Source organism: Palleronia abyssalis (genome assembly GCF_900302445.1).
Lineage (GTDB): Bacteria > Pseudomonadota > Alphaproteobacteria > Rhodobacterales > Rhodobacteraceae > Palleronia > Palleronia abyssalis.
The window spans coordinates 175,486-200,872 of the sequence record NZ_ONZF01000003.1 but is presented as its reverse complement, the minus strand read 5'-3'; the positions used below and the strand labels follow the sequence as shown (position 1 = coordinate 200,872).

General features: G+C 65.8%; 25 protein-coding genes. 11 read left to right on the top strand and 14 right to left on the bottom strand.

What is annotated here, in order from left to right:
* Window positions 1-11: 11 nt before the first annotated feature.
* From PAA8504_RS08265 to PAA8504_RS08245, 6 genes are read right to left on the bottom strand one after another with little or no spacing between them, the layout of a single operon-like run.
* Window positions 12-965: an ABC transporter ATP-binding protein gene (locus PAA8504_RS08265; protein ID WP_108893712.1), complete on the bottom strand. Its 954-nt coding sequence runs from the start codon at window positions 963-965 to the stop codon at window positions 12-14.
* Window positions 962-1,939, bottom strand: a complete 978-nt coding sequence (locus PAA8504_RS08260; RefSeq protein WP_108893711.1) for an ABC transporter ATP-binding protein — start codon at window positions 1,937-1,939, stop codon at window positions 962-964. Before PAA8504_RS08260 ends, PAA8504_RS08265 begins: the two co-directional genes overlap by 4 nt.
* Before the next feature lie 4 nt (window positions 1,940-1,943).
* Window positions 1,944-2,861, bottom strand: coding sequence for an ABC transporter permease subunit (locus tag PAA8504_RS08255; RefSeq protein ID WP_108893710.1), 918 nt, complete (start codon window positions 2,859-2,861; stop codon window positions 1,944-1,946).
* Window position 2,862: 1 nt separating this feature from the next.
* Window positions 2,863-3,870: an ABC transporter permease subunit gene (locus PAA8504_RS08250; protein ID WP_108893709.1), complete on the bottom strand. Its 1,008-nt coding sequence runs from the start codon at window positions 3,868-3,870 to the stop codon at window positions 2,863-2,865.
* An 11-nt stretch (window positions 3,871-3,881) separates the two neighbouring features.
* Entirely contained in the window at window positions 3,882-4,019 is a 138-nt protein-coding gene (locus tag PAA8504_RS22025) for a hypothetical protein (protein ID WP_181375734.1), read from the bottom strand.
* A 55-nt stretch (window positions 4,020-4,074) separates the two neighbouring features.
* Complete coding sequence (locus tag PAA8504_RS08245; RefSeq protein WP_108893708.1) at window positions 4,075-5,646, bottom strand: ABC transporter substrate-binding protein; 1,572 nt, start codon at window positions 5,644-5,646, stop codon at window positions 4,075-4,077.
* Between the two features lie 208 nt (window positions 5,647-5,854).
* On the opposite strand from PAA8504_RS08245, the gene PAA8504_RS08240 reads away from it, so the two are divergent.
* The 3 genes from PAA8504_RS08240 to PAA8504_RS08230 are packed head-to-tail and all read left to right on the top strand — an operon-like array spanning window position 5,855 to window position 8,155.
* Window positions 5,855-6,316 (top strand): hypothetical protein, encoded by a 462-nt coding sequence (locus PAA8504_RS08240; RefSeq protein ID WP_108893707.1) that lies wholly within the window; start codon window positions 5,855-5,857, stop codon window positions 6,314-6,316.
* Window positions 6,317-6,374: 58 nt separating this feature from the next.
* Window positions 6,375-7,697: an omega-aminotransferase AptA gene (gene aptA / locus PAA8504_RS08235; RefSeq protein ID WP_108893706.1), complete on the top strand. Its 1,323-nt coding sequence runs from the start codon at window positions 6,375-6,377 to the stop codon at window positions 7,695-7,697.
* Window positions 7,697-8,155, top strand: coding sequence for an SAM-dependent methyltransferase (locus tag PAA8504_RS08230; RefSeq protein ID WP_108893705.1), 459 nt, complete (start codon window positions 7,697-7,699; stop codon window positions 8,153-8,155). The genes aptA and PAA8504_RS08230 overlap by 1 nt, the downstream gene beginning before the upstream one ends.
* A gap of 50 nt (window positions 8,156-8,205) precedes the next feature.
* Here the strand turns inward: PAA8504_RS08230 and rpe are convergent, their stop codons facing one another.
* Window positions 8,206-8,892, bottom strand: coding sequence for a ribulose-phosphate 3-epimerase (gene rpe / locus PAA8504_RS08225; RefSeq protein ID WP_108893704.1), 687 nt, complete (start codon window positions 8,890-8,892; stop codon window positions 8,206-8,208).
* Between the two features lie 4 nt (window positions 8,893-8,896).
* Window positions 8,897-10,621, bottom strand: a complete 1,725-nt coding sequence (gene metG / locus PAA8504_RS08220) for a methionine--tRNA ligase (protein ID WP_108893703.1) — start codon at window positions 10,619-10,621, stop codon at window positions 8,897-8,899.
* Between the two features lie 115 nt (window positions 10,622-10,736).
* Here metG and PAA8504_RS08215 point away from each other — a divergent pair, with 115 nt between their 5' ends.
* From PAA8504_RS08215 to PAA8504_RS08205, 3 genes are read left to right on the top strand one after another with little or no spacing between them, the layout of a single operon-like run.
* Entirely contained in the window at window positions 10,737-11,438 is a 702-nt protein-coding gene (locus PAA8504_RS08215) for an SDR family oxidoreductase (protein WP_108893702.1), read from the top strand.
* Window positions 11,428-12,093, top strand: a complete 666-nt coding sequence (locus PAA8504_RS08210; RefSeq protein ID WP_108893701.1) for an SDR family NAD(P)-dependent oxidoreductase — start codon at window positions 11,428-11,430, stop codon at window positions 12,091-12,093. Before PAA8504_RS08215 ends, PAA8504_RS08210 begins: the two co-directional genes overlap by 11 nt.
* Window positions 12,090-13,613 (top strand): cryptochrome/photolyase family protein, encoded by a 1,524-nt coding sequence (locus PAA8504_RS08205; RefSeq protein ID WP_219928906.1) that lies wholly within the window; start codon window positions 12,090-12,092, stop codon window positions 13,611-13,613. Before PAA8504_RS08210 ends, PAA8504_RS08205 begins: the two co-directional genes overlap by 4 nt.
* On the opposite strand, the gene PAA8504_RS08200 is transcribed toward PAA8504_RS08205, so the two are convergent.
* Both PAA8504_RS08200 and PAA8504_RS08195 read right to left on the bottom strand, forming a co-directional pair.
* Window positions 13,610-14,602 carry an LLM class flavin-dependent oxidoreductase gene (locus PAA8504_RS08200; RefSeq protein WP_108893699.1) on the bottom strand — a complete coding sequence of 331 codons (993 nt, stop codon included), beginning with the start codon at window positions 14,600-14,602 and terminating at the stop codon, window positions 13,610-13,612. The genes PAA8504_RS08205 and PAA8504_RS08200 overlap by 4 nt on opposite strands.
* Window positions 14,603-14,656: 54 nt before the next feature.
* On the bottom strand, window positions 14,657-16,117 hold the full coding sequence (locus PAA8504_RS08195; RefSeq protein WP_108893698.1) for an MORN repeat-containing protein: 1,461 nt from the start codon (window positions 16,115-16,117) through the stop codon (window positions 14,657-14,659).
* A gap of 124 nt (window positions 16,118-16,241) precedes the next feature.
* On the opposite strand from PAA8504_RS08195, the gene PAA8504_RS08190 reads away from it, so the two are divergent.
* Entirely contained in the window at window positions 16,242-17,861 is a 1,620-nt protein-coding gene (locus PAA8504_RS08190) for a nitrilase-related carbon-nitrogen hydrolase (protein WP_108893697.1), read from the top strand.
* Between the two features lie 476 nt (window positions 17,862-18,337).
* Here PAA8504_RS08190 and PAA8504_RS08185 read toward each other — a convergent pair whose 3' ends face one another.
* From PAA8504_RS08185 to PAA8504_RS08175, 3 genes are all read right to left on the bottom strand, one after another.
* The gene (locus PAA8504_RS08185) at window positions 18,338-19,414 is read right to left on the bottom strand and encodes a PAS domain-containing sensor histidine kinase (protein WP_108893696.1); all 1,077 of its coding nucleotides are present in this window, start codon (window positions 19,412-19,414) and stop codon (window positions 18,338-18,340) included.
* A 208-nt stretch (window positions 19,415-19,622) separates the two neighbouring features.
* A complete protein-coding gene (locus PAA8504_RS08180) occupies window positions 19,623-20,366 on the bottom strand; it encodes a Bax inhibitor-1/YccA family protein (RefSeq protein ID WP_108893695.1) in 744 nt (247 codons plus the stop codon).
* Between the two features lie 107 nt (window positions 20,367-20,473).
* Window positions 20,474-20,686, bottom strand: a complete 213-nt coding sequence (locus PAA8504_RS08175) for a DUF1127 domain-containing protein (RefSeq protein ID WP_245897567.1) — start codon at window positions 20,684-20,686, stop codon at window positions 20,474-20,476.
* Between the two features lie 87 nt (window positions 20,687-20,773).
* Between PAA8504_RS08175 and PAA8504_RS08170 the strand changes: the two genes are divergently transcribed.
* On the top strand, window positions 20,774-21,685 hold the full coding sequence (locus tag PAA8504_RS08170; RefSeq protein ID WP_370739683.1) for a LysR family transcriptional regulator: 912 nt from the start codon (window positions 20,774-20,776) through the stop codon (window positions 21,683-21,685).
* Between the two features lie 9 nt (window positions 21,686-21,694).
* Here PAA8504_RS08170 and PAA8504_RS08165 read toward each other — a convergent pair whose 3' ends face one another.
* Entirely contained in the window at window positions 21,695-22,657 is a 963-nt protein-coding gene (locus tag PAA8504_RS08165) for an NADPH:quinone oxidoreductase family protein (protein WP_108893694.1), read from the bottom strand.
* Window positions 22,658-22,844: 187 nt separating this feature from the next.
* Between PAA8504_RS08165 and PAA8504_RS08160 the strand changes: the two genes are divergently transcribed.
* From PAA8504_RS08160 to PAA8504_RS08150, 3 genes are read left to right on the top strand one after another with little or no spacing between them, the layout of a single operon-like run.
* Window positions 22,845-23,207, top strand: a complete 363-nt coding sequence (locus PAA8504_RS08160; RefSeq protein WP_108893693.1) for a helix-turn-helix domain-containing protein — start codon at window positions 22,845-22,847, stop codon at window positions 23,205-23,207.
* A 42-nt stretch (window positions 23,208-23,249) separates the two neighbouring features.
* Complete coding sequence (locus PAA8504_RS08155; protein ID WP_108893692.1) at window positions 23,250-24,044, top strand: inositol monophosphatase family protein; 795 nt, start codon at window positions 23,250-23,252, stop codon at window positions 24,042-24,044.
* A 4-nt stretch (window positions 24,045-24,048) separates the two neighbouring features.
* Window positions 24,049-25,386, top strand: coding sequence for an 8-oxoguanine deaminase (locus PAA8504_RS08150; RefSeq protein WP_108893691.1), 1,338 nt, complete (start codon window positions 24,049-24,051; stop codon window positions 25,384-25,386).
* The last annotated feature ends 1 nt before the right edge of the window (window position 25,387 follow it).

Below are 25,387 nucleotides of genomic sequence, written 5' to 3'. Positions count from 1 at the left end.
GGGAAGAACACTTATGCTTCGGGGTAAAAGCACGCCGCGGGATGCGGCGTGCCCTCCATTATTGGGCGATCACGACGACATTTGTCCTGCGCTTTCCAGCATCGCGGTGAAAAAGGGCATCCTGGCGGGACCGCGAGTGGCGAGGGCAGCTCTCCGACGAGTTTGATGCGTTCCCGGCGGTTTCGCGGGTCAGCCGAAGGAGTGGCCGAGATCAGGGCCTTGGTATAGGGATGTCTTGGTGCATCGAAAATCTCGTCCTTGGGGCCGAATTCGACCGGACGACCCAGATACATGACCAAGATTTCGTCGGCGACATGGCGGACGACCGACAGGTCATGGCTGATGAAGAGATAGGCAAGGTTCAAACGCGTTTGAAGGTCATTCAAAAGGTTCAAAATCTGGCTTTGGATCGATAGATCCAGGGCTGATACCGGTTCGTCCAAGACCAGAAGCTTAGGCTCCAGCATCAGGGCCCGGGCGACGGCAATACGCTGTCGTTGCCCACCGGAGAACATGTGGGGATAGCGATCGTAATGCTCTTCGCGCAGACCGACCAGACGCATCATTTCGCGCGCCTTGGCCCGGCGCTCTGCCGCGCTCATTCCGCGCCGATTAATTTTCAGAGGCTCTTCCAGGATTTGGCCGACCCGCTGGCGCAGGTTCAGCGACCCATAAGGATCCTGGAACACGATTTGGACGTGGGTGCGCAGGTCGGCCCACCGGTCCGGCGTAACAGTCTCGCCGTCCAGCAGGAAGGTTCCGGAGGTCGGTTCTTCAATCATGGTGACAAGACGCGCGAGCGTGGATTTTCCACACCCGGACTCGCCCACAACCGCCAGCGTCTTCCCTGCCGAGACGGAGAACGATGTCTCGGCAACCGCGCGGACCACTCCTGGCTTCGAGAACATCCCGCCGCCAACCTCGTAATCCCGTCCCAATCCGCGGGCTTCGATGATCGCGCTCATGCCTTGGCCTCCTGCGGAGCGTGAAGTGGATAATGACACAGCGCCAGGCCCAGTTCAGGCGGTTGGACGGGCGGCTCAATGGTCCGGCAGGTATCGTCCGCGAACTTGCATCTGGGGCTGAACAGACATCCGGCGGGGCGATCATGCTGGCCCGGGACGACGCCCGGGATTGTAGGCAGATGCCGTTCCGTCGCGCGCTCGGGCAGGGCGGCCAGAAGCGCGGCAGTATAGGGGTGGTGCGGGGTATCGAACAAGGCGTCCACCGGTTGATCCTCGACTTTTTGGCCCGCGTATTGCACGGCCACACGTTCGGCCGTTTCCGCCACCACGCCCATGTCGTGGGTGATCAGGATCAGACCCATTCCGGTCTCGGCCTGCAGACCGGTCAGCAAATCCAGGATCTGCGCCTGGATCGTGACGTCCAGGGCCGTCGTCGGTTCGTCCGCGATCAGAAGCCGGGGTCGGCAGGCGATGGCCATCGCAATCATCACACGCTGATTCATGCCGCCCGACAGCTGATGCGGGAACGCCTTCAGCCGCCGTTCCGGGGCAGGGATGCCCACCATCTCGAACAGCTCGATGCACCGGGCGTGCCGTGCTTTAGCATCCAGCGAGGTGTGCTTGCGCAAAGCCTCGCGGATCTGGAAGCCAACCGTGAAGCACGGGTTCAGGGACGACATCGGCTCTTGGAAGATCATTGCCAAGTCGTTGCCGATCAGGCGGCGTCGCGCCTTGCCGGACATCGCGCGCAGATCCCGGCCGTCGAAGCTCATCTCGTCAGCGGTTACTGTGGCGGTCCAAGGCAGCAGCCCCATTGTTGCCAGCATCGAGACCGACTTGCCCGACCCCGACTCGCCCACGATGGCCAGAATCTCACCCGGGCGGACATCCACGTCGACCTTGTCGACCGCCCGGAACGGTCCGGAGGATGTCGTGAAGGTCACGGAAAGATTGCGGATTTTCAGAAGCGACATCGGGTCAGCTCCGCTTGAGTTTCGGGTCGAGCGCGTCGCGAAGCCCGTCGCCCATCAGGTTGATCGCCAGCACGGTCACGAGGATCGCGATGCCCGGCAAAGTGACGACCCACCAAGCGCGCAGCACGAATTCGCGCGCATCGGCCAGCATCGTGCCCCATTCCGGCGTGGGCGGCTGTGCGCCCATGCCCAGAAAGCCCAACGCGGCGGCATCAAGGATCGCGGTCGAGAAGGACAGGGCGGCCTGCACGATGATCGGCGCAAGGCAGTTCGGCAGAACGGTAATGAACATCAGCCGCGCCCGGCCGGCCCCCGCGACGCGCGAGGCGATCACGTAGTCCTTCGACCGCTCCGACAGGACTGACGCACGTGTCAAGCGGACGTAATGCGGCTGCAACACCAGCGCGATCGCGATCATCGCGTTCAGAAGCGTGGGCCCCAGCACTGCCACCAGCACGAGGGCCAGCAAAAGCGACGGGAACGCCAGGATGATGTCCATCAGGCGCATGATCAGCGTATCCAGCCACGTCGGCGCAAACCCGGCGATCAGGCCGATGATGATCCCGCCCGTCGCGGCCACGACCACGACCACGATGCCCACGAAGAACGAGAACCGCGCGCCGTGGATCAACCGGCTGAGCATGTCGCGCCCGACGGCATCGGTGCCCAAGGGGAAGCCCCACGTCCCCCCCTCCTGCCAGACGGGGGGTTGCAGGGTGGCATCGCGGAATTGGGCCGAGGGGTCGTAGGGCGCCAGAAATGGGGCGAAAACCGCCACCAGAAGGAACGCCAGGAACACCCAGAGGCCCATCACCGCGCCGCGGTTTTCCTTGAACGAATTCCAGAACGTGCGGAAGCGGGTGGGGCGCGTGCCGCCGTCCTTCAGGACCTGCCGTCCGGTTTGCGAGGATGCGTCGGCCATGTCAGCGTTTCCGGATCTTGGGATTGATAAGACCATAGAGCAGATCGACGATCAGGTTCACGAACATCACCATCACGGCGATCATCAGAAGTCCGCCCTGAACAACGGGATAATCCCGCCGGAAAATGGAATCGACCATCCATTTCCCGATGCCGGGCCAGGAAAAGATCGTCTCGGTCAGGATCGCGCCGGCCAGAAGCGTGCCGACCGACAGGCCGATCACGGTGATGACCGGGATCATCGCATTACGCAGCGCGTGCAGCCCGTTGACCCGGCCAGGCGACAGGCCCTTGGCGCGTGCGGTGCGGATGTAATCCTCGGATAGGACCTCCAGCATGGCTGACCGCGTCTGGCGGGCGATCACGGCCAGCGGGATCGTCGCCAGCACGATCGACGGTAGGATCAAGTGATGCACCGCGCTGCCGAAGGCCCCCTCCTGACCCGACAGCAGCGAATCGATCAGCATGAATCCCGTCACGTCGTCGAAGAAATACAAAAGCCCCATCCGCCCCGACACCGGCGTCCACCCCAGATTGCCCGAGAACACGATGATCAGCAGCAGCGCCCACCAGAAAATCGGCATGGAATATCCGATCAGCGCCGTGGACATCAGCGCGCGGTCGAAGAACTTGCCGCGATAGACCGCTGCGATGACGCCTGCGGGAAGTCCCAGCGCGATCGCAATGATGATGGCGCAGATCGACAGCTCCAGCGTGGCTGGGAACAGCGAGAAGAATTCGTCCCACACGGGTCGGTTCGTCACGAAGCTGGTGCCCAGATCGCCCTGCAGCACGCCGGTGAAATACTCCCAGAATTGCACGTAAAGCGGCTGGTCGAACCCGTATTGGCTGCGCAGCGCCTCGTATCGCTCCTGGCTCAGGCCGCGCTCGCCGGCCATGACGATGATCGGATCGCCCGGCAGCACGCGGATGAACGCGAACGAAATCAGCGTAACACCGAGAAACGTCGGAATGAACGTCCCAAGCCGCGAGAGGAAGAATTTAAGCATCAGATCACCTTCTACCCGGTCGGGAAGGACGTCAGGGACCGGAAGCCCGTGTCGGGCGTCGGCACGCCGCCCTTGATCCGGAACTCGGCCACGGCATCGACCTCACGCCTGTCGGCGGGGTCGCGATATCCTGCGTAACGGTCTGTCATAAAAGGAAAACGACGGGGCGCACCGAATGGTGCACCCCGCCGCCGTGTCAGTCAATCAGTCCTGGTTGATCGAAACCGTGTCGAAAAGGTGTCCGCCCAGCGGATGGACGATATAACCCTCGACCTCGGACCGGACCGGCATGAACACGACCGAGTGTGCGATGGTCGCCCACGGCGCCTGCTCCTTGAAGATGGCCTGCGCCTCTTCGTACATGTCCGCCCGCTCGGACTGGTCGCTAACCGTCTTCGCTTCCTGCACGATCGAGTCGAACTCCTCGTTGCACCATTGCGCGCGGTTCGCACCGCCCACGCCGTCGCAGCCCAGAAGCACGGCCAGGAAGTTGTCCGGATCGCCGTTGTCACCGGTCCACCCCAGAAGCACCGCACCGTCGCGATCCTCGGCCGACGACCGCTCCAGATACTCGCCCCATTCGTAGGACACGATCTCGACGTCCACGCCGACCTCGCTGAAATCCTCCTGGATCAGCTCGGCCATGCGGCGGGCGTTGGGGTTGTAGGGGCGCTGCACCGGCATCGCCCAGATTTTCATCGACAGGTCCTCGACCCCGGCCTCTTCCAGCATCTGGCGGGCCTGCTCGGGATCGTAGGGATCGTCCTCGATCTCTTCGTTGTAGGACCACATGGTCGGCGGGATCGGGTTCTTGGCCTGTTCGGCCTGACCGCCGAAGATCACGTCGATGATGGCCTCCTTGTCGATGGCCATGTTCAGCGCCTTGCGCACCTGCGGGTCGTCGAACGGCTCCTGCGTGGTGTTGTAGGCCAGGTACCCGACGTTCAGGCCTTCCTGCTCAAGCAGGTCCAGATCGTCGTTCTCGCGAATCGATTCGACATCTGCCGGGTTCGGGTAGGGCATGACATGGCACTCGCCCGCCTGAAGACGCTGCAGCCGCACCGACGCGTCGGGCGTGATCGCGAAGACCAGGTTGTCGACCTTTGGCTCGTCCGACTTCCAGTAGTCCTGGTTCTTGGAATACCGGATGACCGCGTCGGTCTGGTAATCCTCGAACACGAAGGGTCCGGTGCCGATGGGCTGCTGGTTCACCATCTCGGGCGTTCCGGCCTCTTCCATCGCCTGCGCGTATTCCGCCGACACGATCGACGCGAAATCCATGGCCATGTTGGCAATGAACGGCGCCTCAGGGCGCGTCAGGTTGAAGCGGACTGTCATGTCGTCGACCTTCTCGATCGATTCGATGAGGTCGGGCATCGACATGGCGTTGTAGTATTCCCACGAGCCTTCGCCGCCCTGACGCTCGAACGTGTGGATCACGTCGTCGGCGTTGAAGTCACGGCTGGGGGTGAACATGTCGTTCGAGTGGAATTGAACCCCCTCGCGCAGGGTGAACGTCACCTGCGTACCGTCTTCGCTGACCTCCCAGCTTTCGGCCAGGCCGGGGACCACGTTGGTGGTGCCGGTCTCGAATTCGACCAGCTGGTTATAGACGGTGTGCGACGAGGCATCGAAGGTCGTGCCTGCGGTATAAAGCGCCGGATCGAAGCCCTCGGGGCTGCCTTCCGAGCAATAGACAAGCGTCTGCTGCGCGCTGGCCGCGCCTGCAAGACCGAGCGCCAGGGCCGAGACGGCCAGGGTGGATCGGAATTTCATGGAAAAACTCCCTGTTGAGGTGGAGCCGGGTCGTTGATGCCCGGCCGCATGCCGCAAACCTTTGCAGGGGGATCGGGGATGGTCCAGACCCTCCCGCCGGGAAGTTCCACCTCATTTCGCGACGTCAATGAAAAATATCGGACTGAAGTGGGTGATTGACGTATCCAATAAAAATAGTCAGGATTTTCGCACGCCACGAGGATCCGCCATGAACCGCCCCGTCTTCCGCCCCGAAACGCCGCCCCCCGGTGCCGCCCCCGTGCGCCGGCGCGAGACTCTGTCCGCGCCCGAAGCATGGTGGCTGCGCGCCCTGCGGCTGTGGGATGGCCCCCCCGACGGCCGTGTCGAGCTGGCCGAGGATTTGACGATCCGCTTCGGCGCCGCGCGCGCCAAGCGCCTTCTTGCCCGTTTCGGCGAACTGTTCGACCTGGTGTCCCAGACCGCGCGGCGTCCCTTGGCCATCCACGCGCCGTCCTGCGACTGTGATTGCGTCGGCTCGGACGAAGCGGTCTTTGCCCTGTTCTGCAGCACCGCGACCCATGGTCCGCGCGAGGATGCGATGATGATTGCCTGCCTGATCCTGCGTCCCGACGTGGCCCCGCTGGCCGTCTCCCTGGCGCAAAGCCTGGGGCTGGAGCTTGACCGCAGCTTGCGCGCGTCCGTTCGCTGATCGGGAAACGCGGGCGATTGACGCGGCCCCCCGACCGGATCAAGGCTGGGACAACGTCATGGAGGACCCGATGAACGCCCCGAACGACCTGTCCGCCTTCTGGATGCCCTTCACCGCGAACCGCCAGTTCAAGGCGGCGCCGCGTATGCTGACCCGCGCCGAGGGTATGAGCTATTTCACCGATACCGGGCGCGAGATCCTCGACGCCACCGCCGGCCTGTGGTGCGTGAATGCCGGGCATTGCCGCCCGAAGATCGTGAAGGCTGTGCAGGACCAGGTGGCCGAACTCGACTACGCGCCCGCCTTCCAGATGGGCCACCCCAAGGCGTTCGAGCTGGCCTCGCGCCTCGGCGCGCTGGCACCGCAAGGACTGGACCACGTATTCTACACGAACTCCGGCTCGGAAGCTGTTGAGACGGCTCTGAAAATCGCTCTGGCCTACCACAAGGCGAAAGGGCAGGGCGGCCGGACCCGCCTGATTGGCCGCGAGCGCGGCTATCACGGTGTGAACTTCGGCGGGATTTCGGTTGGCGGAATTGTCAACAATCGCCGCGTTTTTGGGCCATTGGTTCCGGGTGTGGATCACCTGCCCCATACCCACATCCCCGACAACGCCTGGACGCGCGGCCAGCCCGAGCATGGCGCCCATCTGGCCGAGGATTTGGAACGCCTCGTGGCCCTTCATGGCGCCGAAACCATCGCCGCCGTGATCGTCGAACCCGTCGCAGGCTCTACCGGCGTCCTGTTGCCGCCCAAGGGCTACCTCGAACGCCTGCGCGAGATCACGCGAAAGCATGGCATCCTGCTGATCTTCGACGAGGTCATCACCGGCTTCGGCCGTCTGGGGTCGGCGTTTGCGGCGGATCGTCTGGGCGTCACGCCCGACATGATCACCTGCGCCAAGGGCCTGACCAACGGCACGATCCCCATGGGCGCCGTCATCGCCAGTGCCGAGATCCACGACGCCTTCATGCACGGCCCCGACCATCTGATCGAGCTGTTCCACGGCTATACCTATTCGGGGACGCCGGTCGCCTGTGCGGCGGGCCTCGCCACGTTGGACACCTACCGCGAGGAGGGGCTGTTCGAACATGCCGCCGGGTTGGAGGACGCGTGGGCCGACATGCTGCATGGGTTGCGCGACTGCCGCCATGTGATCGACATCCGCAACATGGGCCTGATCGGCGCGATCGAGTTGCAACCGATCGACGGCCACCCGACCAAGCGGGCCTTCCAGGCCTTCCTCGACGCGTTCGAGGCCGGCGTGATGATCCGCACCACGGGCGACATCATCGCCATGTCGCCGCCCCTGATTATCGACCAGTCGCATATCGACCAGATCGGAGAGACGTTGCGCACCGTCCTGAACGCTCTCGACTGATGGATCTGCGCCCCGGTGAACAGGCGGCGGAGCTTCCCGCGCCCGATGACGCCGCGCTGCGCTTCATCGGGCGCATCCGTACACCCTGGACAGATCGCAAGGACTGCCCCCGGCAAGGCGATCCAGACGGGCCCTTGTGCCGGGTGGAGCTCGATCCGCCTTGGGACGCGGCCCTCGACGGGATCGAACAGTTCGCCGGGGTCGAGCTTCTCTATTGGCTCGACCTCAGCCGCAGGGACCTGATCCTGCAAAGCCCGAAATCGGACGGAAAGGTTCGCGGGACGTTTTCGCTCCGCTCGCCGGTGCGGCCAAACCCCATCGGAACGTCACGCGTACGCCTGATCGGGCGCGAGGGGGGAAAGCTGCTGGTGCGGGGTCTCGACTGCCTCGACGGTACGCCGCTTCTGGACGTCAAGCCGGACCGCTGCGCCTATACCCCCGTCGCCCCAGACAAATGAAGGTCGCCGGATAACCCCAAGAGTTTCGGCCAAAAACCTGTTTCGCGATGCTAGGCGACGGTCCCGGTGATCCCTTCGGCCGCCGACCGGATCGCCGCGATGTTGCGCCCGTAAACCTCCGGTTCCGCGACCGAGCCACCCTTGAATACGGCGCTGCCCGCGACCAGCACATCTGCCCCGGCGGCGACGACCTTCGGGGCGGTCGAAGGATCGACACCCCCGTCGATTTCGATATGCACGGGCCGGTCCCCCAGCATCGTGCGCAGCTGCCGGACCTTGCCGGTCATGTCGATGAAGCTCTGCCCGCCGAAGCCCGGATTGACCGTCATCACGCAGACCAGATCCACCAGGTCCAGCACATGGGCAACCGCCTCGGCCGGTGTGCCGGGATTCAGCGCCACGCCGGCCTTCATCCCCGCGCCCCGGATCGCTTGAAGCGTGCGGTGGATGTGGGGGCCGGCCTCGACATGGGCGGTCAGGATGTCGGCGCCGGCAACCGCGTAGGCCTCGATGAACGGATCGACGGGCGCGATCATCAGATGCACGTCCATCACGGTTTTCACGTGTGGGCGAAACGCCTTCACGGCGGGCGGCCCGAAGGTCAGGTTCGGCACGAAATGCCCGTCCATCACGTCTACATGGACCCAGTCCGCGCCCTGATCCTCGATGGCGCGAATCTCGCGCCCGAAATCGGCGAAGTCGGCGGACAGGATCGAGGGGGCGATCTTGATGCTCATGGTGTCAGTCCCGTGTCCCCGAGAAGCGCGCGGCCCAGTCGTCGCGGCTCTCGTCGGTGATCTTGGCAAAGAGGTTTTCCGGCACGTCGAAGGCGTGACCGGCGGGCAGGGCGTCGAGCGCCTGCGACACGTCGTTGGGCCACGCGGCATCGGTGCGCATGGCTTTCAGCATCGCGTTCGCTGCGTCCGGGATAAAGGGCTGCGACAGGATGCCGTAGAGACGGATCAGGCTCAGCGACAGGCGGATGATCGCAGCGGCGCGGTCGGGGTCTTCCTTGAATGCCGTCCAGGGGGCGGTGCGCTGGAGATACTCGTTGCCCACGACCCAGATCGCGCGAAGCTCGGCCGCCGCCTTGCGGATCTCGATCGCGTCCATGAGGCGCGTGTACTCGGCCACGCGCGTCGTCAGGTCGGCGATCACCGCCTCTTCCTCGGGACCGTAGGTGCCGCCTTGGGGGACGGTTTCGTCGAATTTCGAGCGGCAGAACTTGGTGACGCGGCTGACGAAGTTGCCCAGCACGTCCGCGAGGTCGCGGTTCGAGGCGGCCTGGAACGTCTCCCACGTGAATTCGCTGTCGCCGTTCTCGGGCGCGTTGCGCAGCAGGTACCAGCGCCAGTAATCCGCCGGAAGGATCGACAGCGCCTGGTCCATGAAGACGCCACGGCCCTGACTGGTCGAGAACTGCCCACCATCGTAGTTCAGGTAATTGAACGACTTGATGTAATCGACAAGCTTCCAATCCTCGCCCGTCGAGTTCGCGCCCATGATCGTCACGGGGAAGGACAGGGTGTGGAACGGCACGTTGTCCTTGCCCATGAACTGGACGTAACGCACGTCGTCGGCGCCGTGGTCGGTGCGCCACCAGCGCTGCCAGTCGGCGTCGGGCATGCCCTTCTCGTCGGTCCATTCCTTGGCGCAGGCGATGTATTCGATGGGGGCGTCGAACCAGACGTAGAAGACCTTGCCCTCCATCCCCGGCCAATCTCCGTCGCCCCGGCGCACCGGCACGCCCCATTCCAGATCGCGCGTGATGCCACGGTCCTGCAAGCCGTCGCCGTCATCCAGCCATTTCTTCGCAATGGACGTGGTCAGGATCGGCCAGTCCGTCCGCGTGTCGATCCATTCCCGCAGGTCGTCGCGCATCTTGGATTGCAGAAGGTAGAGGTGCTTGGTCTCGCGCACCTCAAGGTCCGTGCTGCCCGAAATGGCCGAGCGCGGTTCGATCAGATCCACGGGGTCGAGCTGCTTCGTGCAGTTCTCGCACTGGTCGCCGCGCGCCTTGTCGTGGCCGCAGTTGGGGCAGGTGCCCTCGATATAGCGGTCGGGCAGGAAGCGGCCGTCGGCGTTGGAATAGACCTGCGTCTCGGTCCGTTCCTCGATCAGGCCAGCCTCGTGCAGCTTGGCCGCGAAATGCTGCGTCAGCTGGCGGTTCTGCGGGCTGGAGGATCGGCCGAACTTGTCGAAGGACAGCAGGAACCCGTCGCTCAGGGCCTTCTGGGTCTGCCACATCTCGGCGCAGTATTCGGCCACCGGTTTGCCGGCCTTCTGGGCGGCGATCTCGGCGGGTGTGCCATGCTCGTCCGTGGCGCACAGGAACAGCACCTCGTCGCCGCGCCCGCGCCGGTAGCGCGCATAGAGGTCGGCGGGCAGCATCGAGCCGACGAGGTTCCCGAGATGCTTGATGCCATTGATGTAAGGGATCGCCGAGGTGATCAGGACGCGGGACATGGGGGCCTCGTTTCAGGTGTCGCGCTCATTTAGACGCTGGGTGCGGCAATTTCCAGCACGCCCGCACGTCCAATCGGGTTTGACCGGGGCAGGGGGCGGTATAGCTGGCCTATCCATGAAACATGCACTCATCACCGGCGGCGCGAACGGCATTGGCCGCGGCATTGTCGCTCATCTTCTGGACCTCGGCTGGATTGTCCACGCGCTGGACCGCGATGCGGACGCGCTGGACGATCTGACCGATCACGCCAACCTGCGCCGCATCCGGGCCGACGTCTCGGACGAGGCGTCTGTCCGACAGGCTGTCACGGGGCTGGACCGGCTGGACCTCCTCGTCTCGAACGCCGGTGTCGCAAGCCCCGAAAGCGGCCCGATCGAGGATCTGTCGCTGTCGGACTGGAACGCCTGGATCGGCACCAACCTGACCGGCAGCTTCCTGATGGCCAAGCACGGCGTGCCGCTGCTGCGCGCCGCAAAGGGGGCGATGGTTCTGATGAGCTCCACCCGCGCGCGCATGTCCGAGGCCAACACCGAAGCCTACGCCGCCACCAAGGGCGGGATCGAGGCGCTGACCCATGCGCTGGCGATCTCGCTGGGGCCGCAAGTCCGGGTGAACGGCATCGCGCCGGGCTGGGTCGTGACGGGCGATTTCGACGCCCTGCGCGACGTTGATCACGACCAGCACCCTGTGGGCCGTGCCGGCAAGCCGTCGGACATCGCCGAGGCGGTCGAATACCTCGCCGGGGCACAGTTCATGACCGGGCAGATCCTGACGCTGGACGGCGGGATGACACGAAAGATGATTTATGCCGAGTAACCGCACCCTGGTGGTCGGCGCCTCGGGCGGGGTGGGCGCGGCGGTCGCCGCCGAACTGGACGCGCGCGGCTGGACCGTGACGCGTCTGTCGCGCAGCAAGGATGGCCTCGACATCACCGACGAGGACAGCGTGAAGGCGGCGCTCGCCGCCCTCGACCACCCGTTCGGACTGGTCTTCGTGGCGACCGGGGCGCTGACCTCGACCCGCGCGGCGCCCGAGAAATCGCTGGCAGACCTGACCGGGGACGAGCTGATCGCGCAGATCCGCCTGAACGCGCTTGGCCCCGCGCTGGTGCTGAAGCACCTGAAACCCCACATCCCCCGCGGCGACCGGTTCGTCTTTGCCGCCCTGTCGGCGCGGGTCGGCTCGATCGGGGATAACGGCTTGGGCGGCTGGTACTCCTACCGCACGTCGAAGGCCGCGCTCAACAGCCTGCTGCACGGCGCTGCGGTCGAACTCGCGCGCACCCATCGGCAGGCCATCGTCACCTGCCTGCACCCGGGCACCGTCGCCACGACCTTCACCGAGGGTTACGACCACGACAAGGTCACGCCCGACACCGCCGCCGCCAACCTGATCGACGTGATCGAGGGCCTGACCCCAGAGCAGACAGGCCGCTTCTACGACTACGCGGGCAAGGACATCCCCTGGTGAGCCGCCTGATCCTTGTCCTTGGCGATCAGCTGACCCGCGACGTGGCGGCCTTGCGCGACTATCGCGATGGCGACACGGTCGTCATGGCCGAGGTCGAGACCGAGGCGACCTACGTCCCCCACCACCCACGCAAGATCGCCTTCTGCTTTGCCGCCATGCGCAAATTCGCTGCCGGCCTGCGCGAGGGCGGGTTGCGCGTCGCCTACACCACGCTCGACGACCCGGAAAACGCGGGGTCCATCCCGGCTGAGCTTCTGCGACGCGCCGAGGAACACGGGACGACCAAGGTCATTGCGACCGAACCCGGCGAATGGCGCCTGATCGAGGCGCTGAACGACTGTCCCCTGACCGTCCGCCAGCTGGAGGATGACCGCTTCATCGCCAACCACACCGAGTTTGCGCGCTGGGCCGAGGGCCGGAAAGAGCTGCGCCTCGAATGGTTCTACCGCGACATGCGCCGCAAGACCGGCCTGTTGATGGAAGGCGACCAGCCCGCGGGCGGCAAGTGGAACTATGACCACGACAACCGCAAGCCCGCACCGGAGGCCATCGACTTCTCCGGCCCCATGCACTTCACCCCCGACGAGATCACCGAGGACGTGCTGACCCTTGTCCGCCGCCGCTTCGGCAACAGCTTCGGCACGCTCGACGGGTTCTGGTTCGCCACGGATCGTGGCGAGGCCCATCGCGCGCTGGCCCGCTTCATCACTCACGCCTTGCCACGCTTCGGAGATTACCAGGACGCGATGATGGCCCAAAGCTGTTTTCTCTATCACTCGGTGCTGTCGGTCTACATGAACGCGGGCCTTCTGACCCCGCTCGAGGTCTGCCGCGCCGCCGAACAGGCCTGGAAGGACGGCGACGCCCCAATCAATGCGGTCGAAGGCTTCATTCGCCAGATCATCGGCTGGCGCGAATACGTGCGGGGGATCTACTTTCTGCAAGGTCCCGACTACGCACAACGCAACGATCTGGACGCGCAGCGCAGCCTGCCGGGCTTCTTCTGGGGCGACCCGACCGACATGCGCTGCATTTCCGAAACCGTGGCCCAGACCCGGGACGAGGCCTATGCCCACCACATCCAGCGCCTGATGGTCACCGGCAATTTCGCCCTGATCGCTGGGCTGAACCCGCAAGAGGTCCAGCACTGGTACATGAGCGTCTATGCCGACGCCTATGAATGGGTGATGTGCGCCAATGTCATCGGCATGACCCAGTTCGCCGATGGCGGCATCGTGGCGTCCAAACCCTATGCCTCCAGCGCGAATTACATCGACAAGATGTCCGACTATTGCGGCGACTGCGCCTATTCGGCCAAGACCAAGACGGGGCAGGGGGCCTGCCCGTTCAACCTGCTCTACTGGCATTTCCTCGTGCGCAACCGCGACAGGTTCGCGGATAACCCCCGGATCAGCCGCGTCTATTCCACTTGGGACCGGATGGCCCCGGACAAGCGCGAAACCATCCTGTCCGAGGCCGATACGTTCTTGAACCGCATGGCGCAGGGCGCGCGGGTCTAGGCCGCCAGTGCCGCCTGCTCCTGCATCGCCTCGGCGGCGATCTCGAACGACCGCAACCGGTCGGCATGGCCGTGGATGTTGCCGGTCAGGATCACCTCGTCGGGGCGGTGACGTTCGACCATCGCGGCGATCTGGTCGGCGACCTCATTCTTCGTGCCCGTCGCCGTGATCCGCAGCGCATGATCCACGGCCTGCGTCATCTGTCGCCCGATCGCGGCATCGATATCGTCCACCGGGGCGGGCAGCTTGCCGGGCTGTCCGGTGCGCAGTCGTGCAAACGCCTGCTGCATCGAGGTGCGCATCTTCACGGCATGGTCCCGCGTATCGGCGGCAAAGACGTTGATCGCCATGATCGCGTGGGGCGTCGGATGCGCGTCCGAGGGCTGGTAGCTGTCGCGATACAGGCGGAACGCATCCTCCAGCGCATCGGGCGCGAAATGCGAAGCAAAGGCATAGGGCAGCCCCTGCTGCGCCGCGAACCCCGCGCCGTAGAGCGACGAGCCCAGGATATACAGCGGCACGTTCGTCCCCTCGCCGGGTACGGCAACGATCGGGGCACCGGGCCGGGCGGGACCGAACAACTGCTGAAGCAGCGCGACATCCGCGGGGAAGTCGTCGCGGCCGGGACGATAAAGCGCGCGCATCACGTTCATATCGCCGCCGGGCGCGCGTCCAAGGCCCAGATCGATCCGGTCGGGATACATCGTCGCCAGCGTGCCGAATTGTTCGGCGATGGCCAGCGGCGCGTGGTTGCCAAGCATGATGCCACCCGCGCCGACCCGGATACGCTTCGTGGCGCCCGCCACATGGCCGATCAGCACCGACGTCGCGGCCGACGCGATGCCGGGCATGTTGTGGTGTTCGGCCAGCCAGAACCGGTGATAGCCCAGCCCTTCGGCATGGCGGGCCAGATCGACGGTGTTGGCGATGGCGTCCTTCGCCTCGAACCCTTCGGGGACGGGCGACAGGTCGAGAAGGGAATACCGCATGAGACTGCTCCTTTTCACCCGATATGGGGGCAGCGCCGCCCGGGCAAAAGGGGCTCAGCCGTCCTCGGAGTCCACCTCGGCGGCAGGCTCGACCTCGGCGGCGGGCTCGGCCTGTTCGGCCTGCGCGGTCAGCGCGCCCGAAACCCAGGTGCCCGTCTCTTCCTCGCCATTGGCGTATTGCACGGTGCCTTCGCCCTCGCGCTGGCCATCGACAAATGCCCCGCGATAGACGTCGCCATTGGCATAGGTCGCGACGCCCTCGCCCTCGATCCGGCCCTCGACGAAGCTGCCCTCGTAGGTGGACCCGTCGGGATAGGTGATCCGGCCTAGGCCGCTTCGGCGGTCATCCTCGTAATTGCCGACATAGACGGTGCCGTCGGGATATGTCGCCGTGCCTTCGCCCTCGCGCTGCCCATCCACGAACTGGCCCTCATAGACGGTCCCGTCCGGCAGCGTCAGCGTGCCTTCCCCCTCACGCTCGCCATCGGCGAACTGACCCTCGTAGATCGCGGCATTGGGGTAGGTCGCGATGCCGGTGCCCTGGATCACGCCGCCCTCGAACTGTCCTTCATAGATCGTGCCGTCGGCGAAGGTGATGCTGCCTTGGCCGGTGGGCAGGTCGTCGCGGAACTGTCCGGTATAGACCGACCCGTCGGGATAGGTCGCCGTGCCTTGCCCCTCGATCCGGCCGGCCACCCAGTCGCCGGTATAGCTGTAGCCGTTGGCGCCAAGGAAGCTGCCCTCGCCCTCGCGCAGGTCGTTGACGAAGCCGCCCTCGTAGACGTCGCCATTGGCGTATTCCACCCGACCCTGGCCCTGGCGCTGCTGGTTGACCAGCGCGCCGGTATAGACGTCGCCGTTGGGCAGGGTCAGGGTGCCTTCGCCGGTCATGGCGCCCTGGGTCCATTCCCCCTCGTAGATCAGGCCGTCGGCCATTTCCAATCGGCCTTGCCCGTTGCGGGCATCGTCCGACATCTGGCCTTCATAGGTCGATCCGTCCGAAAAGGTGATGACGCCTTCGCCGGACTTTTCGCCATACACCCAGTCGCCTTCGTAGACATACCCGGCCTCGGTCTCCAGCCGGCCTTGCCCATGGCGCTGGGCGTTGCGGAATTCCCCGGCATAGCGGCTGCCGTCGGCATAGGTCGCAACACCTTCACCCTCGATCACGCCGGCCAGCCAGTCACCCTCGTAGGTGGCCCCGTCCGCGAAGGTAATCCGGCCTTGCCCATGGGGCTTGCCGGACATGAACGCGCCCTCGTAGACCGACCCGTCAGGAAAGCGTCCGACGCCCTCGCCGCGGATCTCTCCCTCGACCCATTCGCCGGTGTATTCGAACCCGTTGGGCAGGCGGTAGGTGCCTTGGCCATGCTGCAAGCCATCCTGGAACTCGCCTTCGTAGACGCCCCCATCCTCGTACTGGACGGGCCCGCCCTGACCGTCCTGCGCCGAGGCCGCACCGGCCACCAGTAGCGATCCGATAAGGCCATATCTCAGAAGAAGGCTATTCGTCATACGCTCCGTCCTTGAAACTTCGCCTGAAATTAGCCGGGGCACGCCCGGGCCGCAACGCTTTTCCCGTTTCGCCCCTTCCCATGGCCTGCGCGCCGGATAAGTCGCGCCGGATGGAGGCCCCGACATGACCGATCGTTTCCGCGCCACGCTGGCGCAACTCGGCCCCGCGCCCGGTGATCTTGCCGGCAACGCCGCGCAGGCCATGACCGCGTGGACGGCCGCGCGCGAGGCGGGGTCGGACATGCTGGCGTTGCCCGAACTGTTCCTGACCGGTCCCGACCTTGGCGATCTGGTTCGGGATCAGGCCTTCATGGACGCCGTACATGATACGGTCGCCGATCTCGCGCAGCGCACATCCCAAGGCCCCGCGCTTCTGATCGGTGCGCCCTGCCGCGCGCGCGGCACCCTGCACGCGGCCTACTGGGTGTGCCAGGGCGGGGCGATCACCGCCCGCGTCCTGAAGCATACCGTGGCGAAGGACGGCGCCTATGACCACGCCGGCCTTTTCGACGCGGCCCCGATCCCCGGTCCGGTCTCGGTCGGGCCAGTCCGCATCGGCGTGCTGCTCGGCGAGGACGCACACGCCCCCGACGTGGCCGAAGCGCAGGCCGAGTCGGGGGCCGAGATCCTGCTGGCCCCCACGGCGGCCCCATTTCACCGCGGCGGGCATGACCGGCGACTGACCCACGCCGTCGCCCGGGTGGTCGAGACCGGGTTGCCCCTGATCCATCTAAACGGACTGGGCGGGGACGGCCGGACCACCTGCGACGGGACCAGCTTCATTCTGAACCGGGGCGGGGCGCTGGCCCATCAGATGGGGTTTTGCGACCCGGGTCTGCGTCACGTCGACTTCGCAAGGGACGGGGCGGGCTGGACCGCCTCGACCGGGGACCGCCCGCCGCTTCCGCCACAGGTCGAGCAGGAGTATCGTATCCTGGTCGACGCGCTGACGCACCGATGCCACGTTACAGGGGCCGGCACGGCCATCGTCGACCCGACCGGCGGCACCGACAGTGCCTTGACCGCAATCATCGCAGTGGATGCCTTGGGCCCCGACAACGTGCACTGCGTGATGATGGGCGAAGGGGGGCCTACCCGGCCTTCGCGAGATGCCGCCAGAGACCTCGCGCACGATCTGGGCGCCCGGATCGATCAGATCGCGCTCGACGCGGTTGCCGGGGCCTTGGCCGAGGCGCTTCACCCCCTGCTGAGGGACCACGAAGACAGAACCGCCTTCCCCGCGCGCCTGCGCGATCTTGCCCTTGCGGCGCTGGCCGAAACGACCGGGGCCCTGCCACTGGTGGCCGTGAACAAGACCGACATGGCACTTGGCGCGATGCCACACGGTGCAAACCCGGGCCGTTACAATCCGGTGGGGGACGTTTTCAGCTCGCGCGTAGAGCAGCTTTGCCAATGGCGCGTCGGGACCCATCGAAACTGGATGCGCGCCCCGGCGAATATCACGATCCCGTCCGGAGTCTTCAGGGCGTCGGGCCCACCGTCCACCGAGGGTCTGCCCCCGGACGTCCTCGACGAAATTCTTGGGCATCTGATAGAGCGCGATGCCGACCTCGCCGACTTGGCGGCCCGGGGGCACGATCCTGATACCCTCGTGCGGATCACCCGCCTGCTCCACAAGGTGGAGGCCGGGACAGCCGGGTTCCCCCCCGGTCCGCGTCTTTCGTCCCGGGCGTTGGGGGACCGGCGCTATCCGGCAGGACAAGCCTGGCTGGCCGAGAGCTGAGGCGGGACACGCGCTGCCGGGTCTTCGGGCAGAACAATCGCCGGCGCGACCTGCGGATATTGCTTTCAATCTGAAAGACGCGGCGTCTTCCCGCGGCCTTTGAATAGACCGGCGTTTCGGAATGGCAGCCCTTGGTGCCTTGATATGGATGTCCGTCATCAGGACGGCAGTCACCCCCGTGGCCGACCGCTCTTGCCGTCGCTGGGTATTGTTCGGTTGGCCGAAACTGGGTGCCGAGATGACTTGGGCATGACCTTCATCCTCTAATCCAGCCGGCGGAGCGTCTGCGCCCGAACCGGGAAAGGCTCAGCGGTCGGGAATGACCTCTCGCCTCACGTTGCGCGATGAACAACGACCGCAACCGTGCGCCCCCCGGATCTGCAGGCGGCACGATCCTGCGGGGCCCCGCCGTAGCCGCTGAATCGCCTCAAGGTTCGAACGCTCCTCCCGCAGTGACACCGCCGCGGTTGCCCATGTCATTGCCTCGCACTCCCGCGGTACAGGACCCGACCGGGCAGCGTCATCTGCATCGTCGCGCCGCGCCCCAGACGCGGGGGAAGGGGGGTCAGGCTGCCACCAACCGAGGACAGAAGCCGGACGATGGCGCCCGGCCCGCTACTGCGCATCCCGTGATGCGGCCCGTCCACCCCGTGTGCGGGATCGACCGATTTTCCGAAGCCCGGGCCGTCATCCGCGACGGTCAGGCACAGATCGTCCCCGGACGCGCTTTCGTACAGGCTGACCTCAACCATCCCGTGCGCATAGCGCGCGGCGTTGGCGATCAGGTTGCGCAGGCAGACATGCAGAACCATCGGGTCGGCCTGGATCCGGGTGTCGGGGTAGACAATGTCGATCCGCGCCGTGGGGTCGATGATGGCCGCGATGTCGGCGCAGACCTGATCGAGGTGCAAAGGTTCGCACCGACAGGCGGCCGCGCCCTGCGCCTCGATCCTGGCGACCAGACCGTCGGCCGCCAACATGGCCCTGCTCGCCGCGTTGCGACCGTTGGCCAGGACCTGCCAGAGGGGCACGTCGGATCCCTGCGCCCCGTCGTCCGTATCTTCGAGTATTGCGACAGCATCACGCATCTGGACCGCCGTTGCGGCGGCCAGCTTGGCCATGGCCTCTGTCCCCTCGCGCAGCTCGGCGGCCGTCTCGAGGAGTTTGAGCGCGGCCATCTTGAGGTCCGTGATATCCTGCGCGGTGATCAGCACCAGTTCGTCGGCGGTATCGCACTTGGAAACGGTCAATCGCCACCAGGCCAGATCCCCGTCGATCACCAGGGCCTTGTCGACCGTTTCGGGCAAGCCGGTGGCCAGAACCCGTCGAGACACACGCCGAAGATCGGCCGCTACGCGGGGCGGGATGATCCGGGCGAACGCGCCCGAGTCCTCGGCCTTCATATCCAACCCCATCGCGCGGAACGCGGCGTTCATCCGTACGATGCGAAATGCCTGGCGGTTGTCCCGACCCGCCACGACGGCGGGAAGGCCGAGCGAGACGAACATGTCGAACAGTCCCCCGCCAGCCTCCTGAACTGTGGTGTGATACATCCCGATCCCCCGACCCCATCACCGCAGAGAATGGTCCGCAATGCTTACCGCGAGGTTTCGAAATACCGGGCCGCCACCTTCCTTATCCCTAAAATCCAAGGCGATACCGGCCGTCTGCCAGGGCGGTCGTCCGCGGTCCGGCACAAAAAAAGCCTGCCGGACGAAGGGTCTGGCAGGCTTCGAGACGTATCCAGATCTGGGCTGCGCGTTACTCGCGCTGGCCCATGAAGCTCAGGAGGAACATGAACAGGTTGATGAAGTCGAGGTAGAGGTTCAGCGCGCCCATGATGGCGGATTTCTGAAGCCACTCCTGATCCATCGCCTGCGCGTGCTGGATATAGTCGTTCTTGATCCGCTGCGTGTCATAGGCGGTCAGGCCGGCGAAGATCAGCACACCCAGCGCCGAGATCGCGAAAGCGATGGCCGGCGAACCGAGGAAGATGTTGACGATCGACGCCACGATCAGACCCACGACACCCATGATGAGGAACGATCCCCACCCAGAGATGTCCTTTTTCGTGGTGTATCCCCACAGCGACAGCGCCGCGAAGGCGATGGCCGTGACCAGGAAGGTCTGCGCGACCGATACGCCGGTATAGATCAGGAAGATCGACGACAGCGACAGGCCCATCAGAACCGCGAAGGTATAGAAGAACAGTTGCGCGCCCGCGGCCGAGATCCGGTTGACCATCGCCCCGAAGGCGAACACCATGATGAGCGGCGCGAACATGATCAGCCATTTCAGCGGCGAGGCGTAGATCGCGTTGCCCAGCTGCGTCAGCTGCCCCGCGTCGTTCACGGCCAGCCCCGAGATGGCCCATCCCGCCAGCGCGGTGATGACCATGCCCACGGACATCGTTCCGTAAACCTTGTTCATGTGGGCGCGAAGCCCTTGATCGACCTGCGCGGAACGCGTTCCCGCGCCCGCACGGATCGTCTGATAGTCAGCCATCGAATGCCTCCAAGCGATTGATCCGTTGGACCAGCACACCCGCCAGTCCCCACATCCATATTGGCAATTGCCGGGGGTTCTTCAAGATCCCGCAGGATCCTGCGTCATTATTTCATCCAATGGGCGGGCGCGTCCCAAGCCGGGCGCACCACTTCGGCATCCCGCGCTGCGGGCGCGATGCCAAGATCGCGCAGAAGATGGGCGTCGAGCGACGCCAACTGTCTGCGCTGGCGATACAATTCCCAGAAATGCAGGGGATTGTTCAGCGCAAGCCGGCGGGCTGGGCGGGATTGGGACATTCCGGTCGAGAGGGCAGACATAGAAAGCTCCGTAAGGTTTGATGGATCAAGCGAATTGCATAAGCGGACTTGATGTATATGGGCCGACGGGATACTTTTTGAAAACGAATGTTTCTTACCCTCGACATCAAGGATATTGATATGGCCCGAAACCTCGACATGACCGCGCTCCGCTCTTTCGTGACGGTGGCCGAGGTGGGGGGCGTGACCCGGGCGGCGGGGCATCTGCACCTGACGCAATCTGCGGTGTCGATGCAGCTCAAGCGGCTGGAGGAATCGCTGGGCCTGCAGCTTCTGGACCGTAGCGCGCGCACCGTGTCGCTGACGCCCACGGGCGAGCAACTGCTCAGCTATGCGCGCCGGATGCTGATCCTGAACGACGAGGCGGTGGCCCGCCTGACCGACGACATTTACGAAGGCGAGATCACGCTGGGCGTGCCGCACGACATTCTTTACCCGGCGATCCCGCCCGTGCTGGCCGCCTTCGCGCAGCGTTATCCCCGCCTGCGCATCCAGCTTCTGTCGCTTCCCACGCGAACCCTGAAGGAGATGTTTGCCCGGGGCGAGTGCGATGCGATCCTGACCACGGAAGAGACGATGGATGACGGGGCCGAGACGTTGCAGACGCTGCCGCTGATCTGGGCGGGGGCACCCAACGGCACGGCCTACCGCGAACGGCCCCTGCGGTTCGCCTTCTGTCGCAATTGCATCTTCAGCCCGATCGCGCGGGCGCGGCTGGACGCGGCCGGAATCGACTGGGTGTCGGTGGTCGACAGCGCCTCGGACCGGGCGACCGAAGTTGCCGTGATGGCCGACCTCGCGGTCTATGTGATCCTCGACCAGACGCTGCCGCACGGGATCCACCCGGTGCCGTCGGGCGCCGGACTGCCGGCGCTGCCGGACCAGAAGATCAACCTGTACCGCTCGAAATCCCTGCAGGCCGAGGTGGCCGCGACCCTGACGACCCTGCTGCGCGACAGCTACGCCCGCCTCAACCGGCCCGCGATAGCTGCCGAATAGACCGGGGGCCTACATCGTCACGACGACCTTGCCGGTGGACTTGCGGCTGCGCAGGAACTCCAGCGCCTCATCGGCCTGGGCGAGGGGAAAGGTCCGGCTTATGTGGGGGCGCAGTTTGCCGGCAGTGTACCAGTCCATCACCTCGGCCAGGCTGTCGCTCAGAACCTCGGGCGCGAACCCCTTGTAGCCGCCCCAGTAGAAGCCGACGACGTCCACGTTCTTCACCATCAGGTGGTTGGCCCGCAGCGTCGGGAAATCCCCGCTGGCAAAGCCGACGACCAACAGCCGCCCCTCGGGCCGGGCGGCGCGCAGGGCCTGTTCGGTCAGGGCACCGCCGACCGCATCGTAGATCACGTCCACGCCGCCCAGAGCCTTGAGACGGTCGCGCAGATCGCCCTCGGTGCCCGAATCGATCAGGTGATGCGCCCCGGCCGCCTGCGCGATTTCAAGCTTTGCGGCGCCGCGCGCGACGGCGACGATTTCGGCGCCCAGTGCCGCGCCGACTTCGACCGCGGTCAGCCCCACGCCGCCCGCGGCCCCAAGCACCACCATGCGCTCGCCCCGTTTCAGGCGCGCGCGCCGCACCAGCCCCAGATGGGACGTGCCGTAGGCGACCATGAAGGCAGCAGCGTCCTCGAACGGCATGGCATCGGGGATCGGCTGGGCCGCGGCGGCGGGGAAGACCCCGGCTTCGGCCAGGCCGCCATGGCCCGCATTCACCGCGACGCGCTGCCCCACCGATAGCCCGGTGACCCCGTCGCCCAGACGCGCGACCGTGCCGGCAAGCTCCATCCCCAGGGTGAAGGGCAGGGGCGGGGTGTCCTGATAGGTCCCCCTGGCCATCAGCATATCGGCGAAATTCAAACCGCAGGCGGCGATCCGGATCAGGACTTGCCCATCCCCGGGATCGGGCATTGCAATGTCGTCAAGCCGGGGCGGAGTAGCGAAATCGGAAACCTGGAGCGCGCGCATCGGTGTGAGTTGATCCTCTTTAGGTTGTGCGCAGCCTTTGGGTGGGGGCGAAGCGCGCACGTTTTGCGTGTGTATCTACGGCGATCTTCACCGAACCTGACTAAACGGGCAGGTTGATTGCCGACATAATATTTCGTCTATCGGGTCCACGCTACTATTGGGGCATTGGGACCGAAGGGTATTTGAAATGAAGCATCCCGTGGATATTCACGTGGGGTCACGCATCCGACAACGTCGCTGGATGACGGGCGTGACGCAACAGCAACTGGCCGAAAAAGTCGGCATCAAGTTCCAGCAGATTCAGAAATACGAAACCGGGATGAACCGGGTCAGCGCATCGCGGCTTTGGGACATCGCCGAAGCGCTGGACGTCACGATCTCGTTCTTCTTCGAGGGGCTGGATACCGAGGCCGCGACTGGCGAGGACGCGCAGCGCGATTTCATGACCGACCGCGAAGCGATGGAGCTGATCCGCTCGTACTACGCGATTCCCGAAGCGCAACGTCGCCGCCTGTTCGAATTGGCCCGCGTCCTGTCGGACGTCGCCTGAGCGCGGCTTGACCGGCACCTGTCCGGGGCGTAGCGATATTTGATGCCGCATGCCCCCGACCTTATCGCCGATTTGACGGCTGCCGCCCACGCGGCCGCCGACGCCGCCCGACCCGAGACCTTGCGCCATTTCCGTACCGCGCTGGATGTCGCGAACAAGGAGGATGGCGGCTTCGATCCCGTGACCGAGGGCGACCGCGCGGCCGAACGCGCCATGCGCGAGGTCCTTGGCCGGCTGCGGCCCGACGACGCCATCCTGGGCGAGGAGTACGGAGCGCAGGCCGGCAGCAGCGGCCTGACCTGGGTTCTCGATCCCATCGACGGCACCCGCGCCTATCTGGCGGGCGCACCGACATGGGGCGTTCTGGTCGCCGTCTCGGACGCGGGCGGCCCCATCCTGGGTCTGATCGACCAACCCCATATCGGGGAGCGGTTCTTCGGCGGGCCGGATGGTGCCACCCTGACCGGGCCGGGCGGGCAGATGCCGTTGCACACCCGACCGAGCCGGCCCCTCCAGGACGCCATTGTGATGACCACCTTCCCCGAAGTGGGCACCGCGCCCGAGGGACAGGCCTTCGTCCGTGTCGCGCAGAAGTCCAAACTGGTGCGGTATGGTCTGGATTGCTATGCCTACGGTCTTCTGGCCATGGGCCAGATCGATGTGGTGATCGAGGCGGGCCTGCAACCCTACGACATCCAGGGACCGATGGCCGTGGTGAAGGCCGCTGGCGGGATCGTCACCGACTGGACCGGCGGCCCGGCCCATAGGGGCGGTCGGGTCATCGCCGCGGCCAACCCCGCCATTCATGCCGAGGCGCTGGCGCTGCTGAAGGACTGATCGGATGTCCCATGTCCTGATCCGCCGCGCGGGCACGATCCTGAGCATGGATGACGACCGGGCCGAGCTGTCGGACCAAGACCTGCGTCTGAGGGGCGGCATCATCGCCGAGATCGGGCGCGACCTGCCCGCCGACGGGGCCGAGGAAGTGCGCGCCGAAGGCTGCCTGATTACGCCCGGCCTGATCAACACGCATCACCACCTGTACCAGACGCTGACCCGCGCCGTTCCCGACGCGCAGGACGCGCTGCTGTTCGGGTGGCTACGCACCCTCTATCCCATCTGGGCGCGGATGGGGCCCGATCACATGCGCGTCTCGGCCCTGGCGGGGCTGGCGCTGTCTGGCTGCACGACGACCTCGGATCATCTGTACCTGTTCCCCAATGGCGCGCGGCTGGACGACACGATCCATGCCGCCGCCGAGATCGGGATGCGCTTTCATCCCACCCGCGGAGCCATGTCCATCGGTGAAAGCGCCGGGGGCCTGCCGCCGGATGCGCTGGTCGAGCGCGAGGGGGCGATCCTGGACGATTGCATCCGGGTGATCGACACCTTCCACGACCCCGCTCCGGGATCGATGTGCCGGGTGGGGGTTGCGCCATGCTCGCCCTTCTCGGTCAGCCGCGAGCTGATGCGCGACGCGGCGATCCTGGCCCGTGACAAGGGCGTGCGGCTGCACACCCACCTGGCCGAGAATGCCGAGGACGTGGCCTATTCGCTGGCGACGTTCGGCTGCCGCCCGGGGGAGTATGCGCGCGACCTGGGCTGGACCGGCGACGACGTGTGGCACGCCCATTGCGTGAAGCTGGACGGGGCCGAGATCGACCTGTTCGCGCGCACCGGGACGGGGGTGGCGCATTGCCCATGCTCGAACTGCCGCCTGGGATCGGGGATCGCGCCGGTGCGGGCGATGCGGGATGCGGGCCTGCGCGTGGGGCTGGGGGTGGACGGCTCGGCCTCGAACGACGCCGGGAACATGGTGGCCGAGGCGCGCATGGCGATGCAGTTGCAGCGCGTGGCTTCGGGGGCGGACGCCATGAGCGCACGCGAGGCCCTATGGATCGCCACCCGCGGCGGGGCCGAGGTGCTGGGCCGCGACGATGTGGGCCGGATCGCGCCGGGGTATCGCGCGGATCTTGCGATCTGGGACATGACAGGGGTCGAGGCCGCGGGGTCGTGGGATCCGGCCGCCCTGCTGCTGGCGGGCCCGACCCGCGTGCGTGACCTTTTCGTCGAGGGACGCGGGATCGTGCGGGACGGGCGGGTGACCACGATCGACCTGGCGGCTACTTTGGCCGATCAGAGGCGCCTTGCCACGGCGCTGGCCAATGGTGAGGGCTGAG